Source organism: Methylomarinum sp. Ch1-1, assembly GCF_030717995.2.
Taxonomy (GTDB): Bacteria; Pseudomonadota; Gammaproteobacteria; order Methylococcales; family Methylomonadaceae; genus Methylomarinum; species Methylomarinum roseum.
On the sequence record NZ_CP157743.1, the window covers coordinates 3,699,509 to 3,711,878 of the forward strand.

The 12,370-nt window shown below is 50.8% G+C and carries 12 protein-coding genes; 3 read left to right on the forward strand and 9 right to left on the reverse strand.

Features of this window, described 5'->3' with window-relative positions; all coding sequences use genetic code 11:
- Positions 1 to 26 precede the first annotated feature (26 nt).
- Together Q9L42_RS16910 and ppdK are read left to right on the forward strand one after the other, a co-directional pair.
- Positions 27 to 959 carry a histone deacetylase family protein gene (locus Q9L42_RS16910; protein ID WP_305907256.1) on the forward strand — a complete coding sequence of 311 codons (933 nt, stop codon included), beginning with the start codon at positions 27 to 29 and terminating at the stop codon, positions 957 to 959.
- A 122-nt stretch (positions 960 to 1,081) separates the two neighbouring features.
- On the forward strand, positions 1,082 to 3,826 hold the full coding sequence (gene ppdK, locus Q9L42_RS16915) for a pyruvate, phosphate dikinase (protein ID WP_349431472.1): 2,745 nt from the start codon (positions 1,082 to 1,084) through the stop codon (positions 3,824 to 3,826).
- Between the two features lie 270 nt (positions 3,827 to 4,096).
- Here ppdK and Q9L42_RS16920 read toward each other — a convergent pair whose 3' ends face one another.
- From Q9L42_RS16920 to Q9L42_RS16955, 8 genes are all read right to left on the reverse strand, one after another.
- Positions 4,097 to 4,411 (reverse strand): hypothetical protein, encoded by a 315-nt coding sequence (locus Q9L42_RS16920; protein WP_349431473.1) that lies wholly within the window; start codon positions 4,409 to 4,411, stop codon positions 4,097 to 4,099.
- Positions 4,408 to 5,415, reverse strand: coding sequence for a group II intron reverse transcriptase/maturase (ltrA, locus tag Q9L42_RS16925; RefSeq protein WP_349431474.1), 1,008 nt, complete (start codon positions 5,413 to 5,415; stop codon positions 4,408 to 4,410). The genes Q9L42_RS16920 and ltrA overlap by 4 nt, the downstream gene beginning before the upstream one ends.
- A 964-nt stretch (positions 5,416 to 6,379) precedes the next feature.
- The gene (locus tag Q9L42_RS16930; RefSeq protein WP_305907254.1) at positions 6,380 to 6,772 is read right to left on the reverse strand and encodes a hypothetical protein; all 393 of its coding nucleotides are present in this window, start codon (positions 6,770 to 6,772) and stop codon (positions 6,380 to 6,382) included.
- 220 nt (positions 6,773 to 6,992) lie between these two features.
- Positions 6,993 to 7,199: a SlyX family protein gene (locus Q9L42_RS16935; protein WP_305907253.1), complete on the reverse strand. Its 207-nt coding sequence runs from the start codon at positions 7,197 to 7,199 to the stop codon at positions 6,993 to 6,995.
- A complete protein-coding gene (locus tag Q9L42_RS16940) occupies positions 7,196 to 7,690 on the reverse strand; it encodes a cation transporter (protein WP_305907252.1) in 495 nt (164 codons plus the stop codon). The genes Q9L42_RS16935 and Q9L42_RS16940 overlap by 4 nt, the downstream gene beginning before the upstream one ends.
- Positions 7,691 to 7,801: 111 nt before the next feature.
- Positions 7,802 to 9,097 (reverse strand): esterase, encoded by a 1,296-nt coding sequence (locus Q9L42_RS16945; protein ID WP_305907251.1) that lies wholly within the window; start codon positions 9,095 to 9,097, stop codon positions 7,802 to 7,804.
- Between the two features lie 164 nt (positions 9,098 to 9,261).
- On the reverse strand, positions 9,262 to 9,582 hold the full coding sequence (locus Q9L42_RS16950) for a hypothetical protein (RefSeq protein ID WP_305907250.1): 321 nt from the start codon (positions 9,580 to 9,582) through the stop codon (positions 9,262 to 9,264).
- 6 nt (positions 9,583 to 9,588) lie between these two features.
- A complete protein-coding gene (locus tag Q9L42_RS16955; protein WP_305907249.1) occupies positions 9,589 to 10,500 on the reverse strand; it encodes a hypothetical protein in 912 nt (303 codons plus the stop codon).
- A gap of 698 nt (positions 10,501 to 11,198) precedes the next feature.
- Here Q9L42_RS16955 and Q9L42_RS16960 point away from each other — a divergent pair.
- Positions 11,199 to 11,564 (forward strand): DUF6164 family protein, encoded by a 366-nt coding sequence (locus Q9L42_RS16960; RefSeq protein ID WP_305907247.1) that lies wholly within the window; start codon positions 11,199 to 11,201, stop codon positions 11,562 to 11,564.
- A gap of 146 nt (positions 11,565 to 11,710) precedes the next feature.
- Here the strand turns inward: Q9L42_RS16960 and Q9L42_RS16965 are convergent, their stop codons facing one another.
- The gene (locus tag Q9L42_RS16965) at positions 11,711 to 12,364 is read right to left on the reverse strand and encodes an SOS response-associated peptidase (RefSeq protein WP_305907246.1); all 654 of its coding nucleotides are present in this window, start codon (positions 12,362 to 12,364) and stop codon (positions 11,711 to 11,713) included.
- Positions 12,365 to 12,370 lie beyond the last annotated feature (6 nt).

The window sequence follows — 12,370 nt, forward strand, 5'->3', positions numbered from 1 at the left end:
TTTAGCAGAATCCGGCATCGGCTCTTGTGACAACACTTTACTATTATCACGATGACTTCCTGCAACATGATACCGGCCCTGGCCATCCGGAATGCGCGGCAAGGCTGACCCATATCAATGCGGAACTGGCCGGCGCCGATTTCGCCTCGCTGGTCAAAGTCACGCCCACGTTAAAGGAAAACATCCGCGACCATATCCAACGGCTACATAGCCCGGCCCTAATCGAAAAAATATTCGCGATGATTCCCGAACAAGGCCATGCCTATCTCGATCAAGACACGGTACTATCCCCTGGTTCCGGAAGGGCCGCCCTGCTAGCCGCTAGCAGCGTTTGCGACGCGGTAGACCGAGTCTTGACGGGACAGGCCGATAACGCCTTTTGCGCAGTCAGACCGCCGGGGCATCACGCCGAAGCAGAGCGGGCGATGGGATTTTGTCTGTTCAACAACATCGCCATCGCCGCCACTTATGCTAGACGGCAGTATGATTTACAGCGAGTCGCCATTGTCGATTTCGATGTGCATCACGGCAACGGCACCCAGCAAGCCTTCTATCAGCAGGCCGAGGTACTCTATGCTTCCACCCATCAAATGCCCCATTACCCCGGCAGCGGCCACCCTAGCGAAACCGGAGTCGGCAACATTGTCAATGTTCCACTGGCGGCCGGAGATGGCGGGCCTCAGTTTCGGCAGAAGTATCGCGACATCATTTTACCGGCATTAAAATTGTTTAAACCGCAGCTGATGCTGCTGTCGGCCGGCTTCGATGCCCACAAAGATGATCCGTTAGCCTCGATCATGCTTGAAGCCGACGACTATGCATGGCTAACTCGCCAATTGGTGGAAATAGCCGAACGCGAGTGCTCGGGACACATCGTCTCGATCTTGGAAGGCGGCTACAACCTGGCCGCCCTGCAGGAAAGCGTCGGCGCCCATATCAAAGCTTTAATGAATAGTTAACCAATTCAACGCGTTATAAATTCATGCTAAAAATTCGCTTCAATTATATCTAAACAGTGCGGCCAGGCACTTAAAAATTCATTACAATTTCGCTAACCAATCCATACACACAAGGCTAATCAATGAAGACAAAATACAGTTATTCGTTTCACAACGGCGATGGAAAAAACAAGGCCTTATTAGGCGGTAAAGGCGCGAATCTTTGTGAAATGACACAAATCGGCTTAAATGTACCGCCGGGCTTTGTCATCACCACCGAAACCTGCTTAACCTATCTGGAGCTGGGCAAACTGCCGGAAGACTTACTCGATGAAGTGCGTCAGCAAGTCAAGAAAATCGAACAAGCCACCGGCAAGGAATTTGGCGGCGCCAATGATCCATTGCTGGTTTCGGTGCGTTCCGGCTCGGCCATTTCGATGCCCGGCATGATGGATACCATTCTGAACTTGGGACTGAATAAAAAGACACTGCAAGGACTGATCGAACAAACCGGCGATCCACGGTTCGCCTATGATGCTTATCGACGCTTCATCCAATTATTCGGCAAGGTGGCGCTGGGCATCGATGATGAAAAATTTGACGTGCATTTCAATGAAGCCAAGCGTAAGGCCGGCATCAAGGCCGACGTGGCGCTCTCCAGCGATCAGCTGCAAGAAATCAGTGAAATGTTTCTCCGGGTCGTTCATGATGAAACCGGCCATCATTTCCCGGAAGATGTCTTTGAACAGCTGGAATTGGCGATCAAAGCAGTATTCAACTCCTGGATGGGCAAACGGGCCATCGATTATCGCCGCGAATTTCACATTACCCCCGATGTCGCCAACGGCACCGCCGTCAACATCGTCACGATGGTATTCGGCAACATGGGCGACGACTGCGCGACCGGCGTCGGTTTTACCCGCAATCCCGCCACCGGATTCAATGAGATGTATGGCGAATATCTGGTGAATGCCCAAGGCGAGGACGTCGTCGCCGGCATCAGAACGCCCAAGCCGGTGCAGGAACTGGCGCATGAAATGCCGGAACAATACCGCCAGTTGGTCGAACTGCGCAACAAGCTGGAATCGCATTACAAGGAAGTCCAAGACTATGAATACACGATAGAACGTGGTGTGCTGTATTGTCTGCAAACTCGTAACGGCAAGATGAATGCCGCGGCAATGGTCAAAACGTCGGTCGACATGGTCAGCGAAGGACTGATCAGTAAGGAACAAGCACTGCTGAGAATCAATCCCGAACTGCTGGAGCAGTTATTGCATCCGCAGCTGGCGCCCGATCATGCTCATCCGGCATTGGCCCAAGGTCTCCCGGCCTCACCCGGCGCGGCCTGCGGCAAGTGCGTGTTCGATGCCGATACCGCCGAGCGTTTAGGGCAAATAGGCGAAGACATTATTCTGCTGCGCGAGGAGACCAAACCGGAAGACATCCACGGCTTCTTTGCCGCCCAGGGTATCTTGACCAGCCGCGGCGGCAAAACCTCGCACGCGGCCGTCGTCGCGCGCGGCATGGGTAAGGCTTGTGTCGCCGGCGCCGAGGATATCGCCGTCGATGTCAGAATGCGCACCGCGGTAGTCGGCGACATCCATATTCGCGAAGGCGATATCATCACGATAGACGGCAGTAGCGGCAATATTTATTTAGGCCGAATCCCGACCATTCCGCCGAGTTTCTCACAAGAACTAAAAACCCTATTGGCCTGGGCCGATGATGTCGCCACAATCGAGGTGCATGCCAATGCCGATACCCCGGATGGGGCAAAGCTGGCGGCCAGCTATGGCGCAAAAGGCATCGGCTTATGCCGCACCGAACGCATGTTCAATGCTTCCGACCGCCTGCCGCTGGTGATCGACATGATCATCGCCGACGATGTCGAAGCCCGCGAACTCGCGCTGGCGAAACTGTTTCCGATACAGCGCGACGATTTCCGCCAGTTATTCGAAGCGATGTCGCCGCATCCGGTCACCGTCCGTCTGCTGGACCCGCCGATGCATGAGTTCCTTCCCAACGAACATCAGTTATTGGAAGAAATAGACGCCTTGCAGCACTACGCCAAAATCGTCCAAGGCCAGAGAGTCACATTGGAGACTTTGGGGACTCACGACGCCTTGCCCTCACCATTGAACTTGCTCAACGATGAAGTCATCAACGAGGCGATCAGTAAAAAGGAATTAATGCTGCGTAAAGTACGGGAACTTTATGAAGTCAATCCGATGCTCGGCCATAGAGGGGTAAGACTGGGCATGAGTTACCCGGAAATCTATCGCATGCAGATACGCTCTATTCTCGAGGCAGCGGCCTTGTGCGCCAAGAAGCGTATTCCGATAGAACCGCAAATCATGGTGCCACAAGTCATTACGTCCCAGGAATTGAAAAAAGTGAAGGAAATCGTTGACCAGGTTCGTCACGAGGTGGAGGCCCAATACCGGCTTGAGCTCAATTTCAAGTTTGGCACGATGATCGAGACCGTACGCGCATGCACGCGTTCCGGTGACCTCGCCAATGTCGCGGAATTTTTCTCTTTCGGCACCAATGATCTGACCCAGGCGACTTTTTCTTTCTCGCGCGAGGATGCGGAAAACAAATTCCTGCCGCTTTATAATGAATCCGGCTTGCTGCAGGACAATCCGTTCGAAACACTCGATGTCAAAGGTGTCGGCAATCTAATGAAAATGACAACCGATCTCGGACATGCAACCCGTCCCGATATACATATCGGCATTTGCGGGGAGCAAGGCGGTCACCCTCAATCGATCCGCTTTTGCCACCATATCGGACTGAATTACGTATCCTGCTCGGCGCCGAGAATTCCGATCGCCAGACTGGCGGCCGCACATGCCAAATTGTTGGAGCTTGACTACAGCCTATAATGAGCAAGCCGGTTAGGCGATTAAATTCGCCCAACCGGCCTAAATAATGGCAGCGACGGTGAGTTTATAAGCGAAGCTGGTTGAGTAGACCGGTTTCTTTCGACCAAATAACATCGTACTTGCCATGCTTCTCTGGAACGCCCCGCCGCACGCGGCTACTACGTGATTGCAAATAGTTTGTTATTTCATCAATTGTTACCAAGCCCCTCACAGAACCGTGCTTGCGCTATTTACGCACACGGCTCCTCATTAAGAACCCTATTCACGGATTCAGAATAGATTCACCAAGATTTTAGGTTTCGGCAGTGGAAAACGCGCTAACAATAGAGCAAACTTTGCCCAACTACAGCAGTTTCTCCGACCTCGCCGATTCAGCCATTTGTGTAGAATGCGTTGCACTTGATAAAAGTACAGGTTTATTCCTCGACTGTTATCGGTGACGCCATAGTAGCCGTAATGGCCTCGCAGTTTGCGGGCGGTTCGCTTGAGTATTTCGGCGGTCGGCAGGTTTCGGTTTGCTTTAAGCCATGCACGGTAGGCTTTCAGCTTCGCCGTTAGGCGTTTACCGATCGTCTTCCGCTTCATCCGAAAGCGTTTTCCGTCTCGCGTCCGTGAACAGTAATGGGTAAACCCCAGAAAATCAAAGGTCGCCGCCTTTTCGCCACGCGTCTCGCACGTTTGACCGCTAACGGGCCAAATTCAATGCATTGCGTTTTCTCCGGTGCTAACGTCAGCTCAAACAGGGCGAGCCGTGCTTCTAGCTCGTTCCGGAATCGTTTGGCATCCGCTTCCTGCTGGAAGCAGACGACAAAGTCGTCCGCATAGCGTATCATTCGGGCGACTCCACCGCAGCTTTTCGCAAACTTGCGGGTCATCCACAAGTCTAGGCTGTAGTGCAAATAGAGATTAGCTAGCAAGGGCGATATCACGCCACCTTGCGGCGTACCTGTTTCACTGGCTTTAAACTGTCCGTCTTCGACGATACCCGCTTTCAAGAAGCGTTTGATGTAGCGCAATACGCGTTTGTCGGCGATACGATGCGCGAGAAAAGTCATCAGCTGCTCTTGGTCAACCGTATCGAAAAAGCCTTTTATATCGGCTTCCACAATGTGGTTTATCGGTCGATTTTCGACTGTTTGGCTTAACGCTCGCAGCGCATCATGACAGCTTTTACCCGGCCTGAATCCATACGAGTCGTCTATAAAGTCTTGCTCATAGATAGCCTGTAAGATTTTGACCAGCCCGGCTTGCACCAGTTTGTCTTCCAGCGCCGGTATCCCTAAGGGCCTTAACTTATCAGTCCCGGGCTTGGGGATGTAAACCCGTTGCACCGGTTGGGGTATGTAGGCCATTCGGTGCAGTTTACCAACTAGCTGCTGAAGGTTTTCCAGTAAGTTGTTCTCGTACTGTTGCTTGGTGACTCCATCAATACCTGACGCAGCATGATTCCTCAGCGCGTCAAAGCATCCCCATAACATTTCCACTGTCATCAGATGAAACAAGCTGGTGAACTGACAGTTCGGTTCGTTACGGGCTTTCTCCGCTATACGTTGCAGTTTCGTGGTTACCGTTTCTTCGTTTCTGGGCACGTTCGGTATGTCTCCTTAACGTTGTTTCTTAATGTAACGGTCTTCCCTCCCGCAGCATTACCCGCGTTCATCGGTACTACACCGTTATCCGACTACCTATAGGCATTTGTCTTTCTTACTTTATGATCGCTTGTCCGACATACTCGCTTCCTTGTGAGGCCTGATAGGTTCTCCCAGGTTGCCGTTTATTCCCGGTGTCCAACATGCCATGCTCTTCGACCCCGGAGAGGCAGAGTAAGACTTGTCATGACGCCTCACTCTGTGTTGATTTCCGCATAGTTAACTACGTCATCCCTCTCTTGTCTCTGCTTTCGAGGCTCAATCACTTCAGCTTTCGCTTACGGCCTGTTGTCTTGAGTTGCTTTGTGCTTAATCTTTGGGGTTACCCCCGCCGACCCAAAGACTCTACCCAGTGGCTGACCGGCCTTCTGGGACGGGATTCTCGCCCGCTGGAATAAACGACCTTGCCTGGCCGCACTAACTATTCAGTATAAAAATGCATTTACTATCAGTTACTTGCTCCAGAAGACGCCGTTCACCCAGCACCTAAATAAACGAAGATAATTTATCGCAGCCATTAGCCTATGGAATTTAGGTGCTGGGTGAATATGTCCCTATAGGCTTGGATGCGACATCTCTGTCGCATACACTTCTTCCACAAGCAATTGATAGTAAAAGAAATATTTTCTCAGTATCAAGCTGAATAGCAGTAATTCCCATCAGTTTGAGTATTTTTGCGGGGTTTAGGGCATGGGGTGTGTCTGTCGAGGAGCGCCGTTCACCCAGCACCTAAATAAACGACGATAATAAATCATAGCCAATAGTCTATGGTATTTAGGTGCTGGGTAAACCCATCCCTGGGGGCTTGACGGCAGCATCCTTGCTGCCGACATCCTCGCCAAACACACCCCATGCCCTTTTTGAACGCCAAAGTGGGAATTGCTGGCTGAATAGTTACGCGAAGCTATGCCGCGACCCATCGGTTCTGGAGTTGATAGCGGGCGAGCGAGGCGATTTCTTCATCGACATCGTCGACAAACTGCTCCAACGCATAACCGCGCTTGGCGACAATGAAACGGACGAATTCATTGCTGTCATTTTTCAATTGATCCAACAAATGCTCATCATCGCAATATTGCGCCACCGTGGCTCGCACCCGCCAGTTTTTATCAAACACCAAATACTCATGGCCCACCTTTTTACGCGCAACGGCGGACCTGACCAACGCCGATTTATCGTTAACCAAAGCGTGTAAGGCGAAGCAGGCATCAACCGCTTCCAAGCGAATATATTCCTGTTTTTCCTGCACAATATCCTGTTCGCTATACACTTTCCCGTCTATCGCTAGGGTTGTCATGATCTGTTATTTCCCAAAAACCAAATGCAAGTTGATATGTAACTGCTCGCCCCACTTATCGAACGCGGCAGAGCATGCAGGGTGGATAAGCCTGAAGGGCGCATCCGCCAAAGATGCCGACTTATCCACCCTACGAATGGGGGTGAGTAGTTACGTTGATATTTTAGCTTAATTTATCAGCGTAACTCATTAATTTATAACAACTGTGATTAGCATCACCTCAATAGTGCGGAGGAATCTCATCCTGCAAAGCCTTGCCCGCCTCTGTTGGCGACAATGACTCGATTTTATCGTGTAATAACTTGCAGGTTTCTTCCAGCTTATCGATCTGTTGCTGCTGCTGCGCAACAATCGAATTCAAGCTTTCCAGCAGCTCTTCTTGATAAGCCGCCTTGATCTCCAGCTCTATGATTCGTTCTTCGCTCATTTGCTCTCGACTATATGTTTATAACCCAATTTTTCAATTTTTTCGATCACCTGGCGTTTACTCTGCGTACCGTAGACCTTGACTCTCTTGGTCTCCAAATCGGCGCTGGCATCGACGATTTGTTCCTCTTTCTTCAAGGACATCTCTATCAACAAGGCGCACGCCGGACAACTCATGCCTTCGACCAGCAATTCGATTTCCTCGGGCGTTCCGGGCAACTGTTTTTTTACCGCAGCGACAGGCTTTTTAGCCACATTTGCCAACATGGCGTCCATAGCCTTCAACAGCGCGGCGCGGGGCATTTTTTCCGCATCGTAGCGTATATCGATCTCGCCACTTTTCACGGAAATCTGCAATTCGCTGATTTCCGGTCTTTTATTCAACAAAATCTGGAAGATATAAGCCCTGTCCGGTTCGTCTTTTAAAACCGGCGATACCGCCTTGATTCTGTTTTCCCAAGTTTTAACTAATGTGAAGTTCTTTGTATCCAAGGATTCCGCTCGACATACGCTAAGCAACGCCACACCGATAAATCGGCGTAAGCAAATTAAGCCTATTCAAACGACTAATATTAACAAATTGAACTACTGACGACAAAAGCGCTATTCGGTCATCGCCGACAGAACGATCAGCATACGGATAAATTCCATCAGATCATCGGTAAAGATATCGTTATGCCCATCCATGATTTCCTCGCTGACTTCGATATTTAAATAAGGGCTGTACGCTGCGGTTTTTTCCAGATCGGTCAGCTCGATAGCGCCATAACGTATAGTGGCGCCTTGCCATTGCCGGCGCCATAATGCGCTCAGTTTGTCCGGTTCGGTATTCGCGGTCTTATCGCCATTTGTCGCTTTCGTTAACCGGTGAGTGATCAACGGCGGAAAATGACCGATGGTATTACGATCGGCCTCACCCTCGTCAAGAATCAGTTTTCGCTTGCCATCGCATTCCTCACGCACGATGGTTTTGTGGCTTTCAAATAATGAGGAAAACACCCTTCCCACCCAAAATGCATATTTGGACGCATAATCTGTTTCCGAGGTCAGGACGGCTAAACGGGGCTGCTTGGAGAACGGATAACTACAGCGCGATTGCGCCAGATCATAAAGCGGAGCGAATTGAAGCGCTTCAAATGCAGGGTTGAGCAACACCACTAAATCGCCAAAGCCTTCAACACTCCCGACATAGCTCTTGCCTTTTTTACTGTTAACAAAACGGCTAGCCAGAATTTGCGCAGCGGCATTATAGACCACGGCGCCGCCAAAACTGTGCCCTATGATAATCAGTCGGCTCTTCAGGCTGTCTTGTTGGCTATTCTTGATATGAGTGATTTGCTCCAGTTTCAATAAAAGTTCGCTGATACCGAGATAACCGACATCTTCGGCGGTATTCTTACGATCCCAGAAGGTCAGATGTCTGAGCCCCGGAAAATCGATCGATTCGCCCCGCCAACCCACATAGATGCCGATCACTTTGCGCGCCTGACGTTTTTTATTTTGACTCAGAAGGCTTTCGATCTGGCCGAGTTTGGCGAGATTGTCTTTGAAGCCTTCGATATTGCTGTCACCGGGTGCGGCATTATGATGCCAACCATGAACAAATACGTTAATCAACAAATTATCTTTAGACGCCGTTGCATATAAGCGATCCAACAAGGCATACAGTTGCTTGCGGTCACGTAGCAGGCCCTGATCGTCGATTTCGACAAAACCGAGTTGAAATTCCCGGTCGCTGCCGGCATGATGAATTTGTATCGCATGGGTTTCACAGGCATTTCCTTCAGTAACGGTGCAACTGGCGTAATCACTGCGATAAACGATGTTTGGCGCACAGCCCATCAACAAAAGCGCGAGTAAAAAAATCAGGCCGTGATATGCATGGCGCGGTAGAGTCATGATAAATACCTCATTGCAATGTCGTTGCCGGGAATGGGAATACAACAAAACACCTTGTTTTTCGTTGGGCCAGCGGCGACAAGCCGTCTCGCCACTCAGGCTTGAAGGGTTTTCCTGCTTGAAGACAGCCCGCTAAAACCGGGAAAACCCCAGCCTATCTACAATCAGGCGACAAATTTGACGACCTTTTCGGCGATCGCGATCGCCTGAGCGGCGCGGTATATCACCTTGGCGACATTGTCCAATTTTTTCTTTTCTTTCTTCAGATCTTTGCTGATTGCTTCCAGCGCGGCTTTAGGCTCGGTGAGCTGTTCATAGGATTCACTGGCCCTAACATCGTCAATCTTACGCCATAACTTGGTCAGCGCCATGATCTGATTGTTGATTGCCGCCCGATCGGTCGCATCCGGAGTTTTCTCGCGAATAGCCCCCAGGTCCAGAATCAGCGCCGACAGTAAATCGAGTATTTCTTCAGTCGTTATCATCTGCGTTTACTCCCCTTTATTGACATCTCTCAGACGCCGGTAAAGTTTGCGCGTATCGGCGGCCAACTCAAGCAGCACTTCGGCGTCGTCTTTTAGATCGCTATCGTGTATGGCCCGATGAGCGGCCAAGCAGCTATTAGCGGTTCTCTTTAGCTGCGACAGAAACCGGCGTTTAGGCAGTTCGGAAAGTCTTTCTCGCAGCTCATCTTCCACTAATTGACCGGCGGCAATGCTAATCAACGCTTTTTGCGATGCCGACAAGTTGCCGGACTGATAGTCCTTTTTAAAAGCGTTGAACCACTGTTCTCGGTTGACGTTGGCGTTCAAGCGGGTCAGGGAAAAACGCACTTGTTGACGTTCGATATCGTCGATCATCGTCCTGACTATCGTTTCCACATGCGGATGCGCCTGCTTGACCTTGCTACGAACAATGTCTCGACTTTTAAGCTGGCTGTACAGGGTCGCCAAGCGCTTGATGGCTTCGGCTAAAGCCGATTCATTGGGGTCGATATCGCCATCCAATTCTCGACTCAGACTGATAAGACTATGACTGAGGTCGCTAGCCGACTGTTGCAACGCCTTATCGTCATCGTATGTTGCGATAGTCTTCAAACTGCCGGCATAATTCGCCAACGCCATCACGGCGGCCTTGTTTCTGCGTGCTTCGGCGATCAAGTTTTCGCCTTTGCTGGCATTCACCCAGGCGGATTCTCCGGCGACGACGGGCTCAGCAAGATCCACGGTCAAACCGGCCAATTCACGGTCTGTTTCCAGCTCGGCCTGATAAAATTCGGCCGAAGCCCAAGACAGTTTTTGCGCGCCATCGGCAAACTTGCCGACTGCGTCCAAGTTGGCGCAGCCGCTTAACAAGGTCAGCGTAAGCAACGGCAACGCTAAAATCAGTTTGCAATCGGTCATATTCCACTCTCCTTCAATATCCAACGGGGCATACTACAGGCAGCTAGAGCTTACGCCGCTTATTTCGACAAGCCGCAATCAACCATCACTCTGATCCTGCCATAAAAATACCTCAGCTGCCAGGACGAATGCAAATAAGGCAGGGTTCCCTCATTAAAAAGTACCTGAACCAACACATTGGTTAATATCGCCTCATCCCTCTGGGCGGGGCGGGTTATTTAACCCGCCCCAAACGTTTAACTTACTCTACTCACGGTTGAATCGTTCAGGACCTCGTTGACCTGCATTTCGCATAGCGACATACGGACTACTTGCTTTTCGCGCCAAGGGCGACTGCCCGTAGGAGGCCAGCCCTAGGGCCGAATGGCTCTTTTCGCGCCGAGGGCGGCGCTCCTACGCAAAGCACCGTCTTGCCTTCGGATGTTGAACAGCGTGAAGCGCATCAAAAACTGGTGCGCTTCCTATCGTCAGCACACCCTACCGCATCGTAGGGCGGCTTCGCGAAGCAAGCCGCCAAAAACCGCCACCGGGGCAAAATTGGCCGTGAACACGGGGCGGGGTGTTTAACACGCCCTAAACGTTTAACTTACTTTAGGCGTATTTGTCGTTAAATTCTGTTTTGCCACTCATTCATTTAATGAGGTAGCCCTGGCAAATAAGGTATTATCACGTTAACGATATTTTATGAACAAGCAAACATGTCAACACTGCTCTTCTCTTTACAAGGTGTACCGGAAGACGAAGCCGACGAGGTACGCGCCTTATTATCTGACAACGGCATCGATTTTTATGAAACATCGGCGGGTAACTGGGGCATCTCGATGCCGGCCTTATGGTTGAGAGACCCGGACGAACTGCCGACAGCGCAACGGTTATTGCACGCTTACCAACAAAAACGCTGCGCCGAGCAGCGTGCTCTCTACGAGCAATTGAAAAAAGAAGGCAAAAACAAACGCCTGTTCGATGTCGTAAAAGAAAAACCGTTACAGTTTCTGCTCTATAGCGGCTTCATCGCCTTGATTGTCTATGTCTCGATCAAACTATTGTTTGAACTGGGACTTTAACCCCTCGCCGTTATACATCATTAGTCGTAGGACCCGCCTCGGGCCTAATGCAGCTTTTCGCGCCGAGGGCGGCGCTCCTAGGGGCGTTGATAGCTCCGGTTAGGTTTCATTCAACCCAATTACGCATTAATGAGCCTTAATCCCCTTCAAGTCAGGCAGTATTGATCGTCATGGCGAGGATTGTTGACCCAATCGCTGACCGGCGAGACGGTAAAATCTTGATAGCCATCCGACCCCAGCAAGCATCTCAACTCACCGCTGGACGCCTGCGGAGCCAACCAAGATCGATAATTTTGCTCGGCGATAACCACCGGCATGCGCTGATGCACAGGCTGCATCAGCGCATTGGCGGCCGTGGTGACGATGGTGCAGGAATAAAGGGTCTCCGAGCCTTGCTGCCAAGACTCCCATAAACCGGCAAATGCAAATAGACGCTGATCGCTCTTACATAGATGGTAAGCCTGTTTACCCTGGTCCGTTTTTTGCCATTCATAAAAACCGCTCGCCGGAATCAGACAGCGTCTTTGCCGATAAGCTTCCCTAAACGCCGGTTTTTCATCGACCGTTTCCGCTCTGGCATTAATCAGTCGACTGCCGATCTTGCGTTCTTTGGCCCAGCGGGGAATCAAGCCCCAGATCAAATTAACCCCTTTAAGACTTCCATCTTGCAGCGCCACCACGGTCAGAATTTTTTGCCCCGGCGCAATGTTATAACGCCTCTGGTAACGACTTAGGCGCCGCAGCTGAAAATTCTCGATCAATCCTTCAGGTTCGGCAAGCAGATTAAATCGTCCACACATGTATAT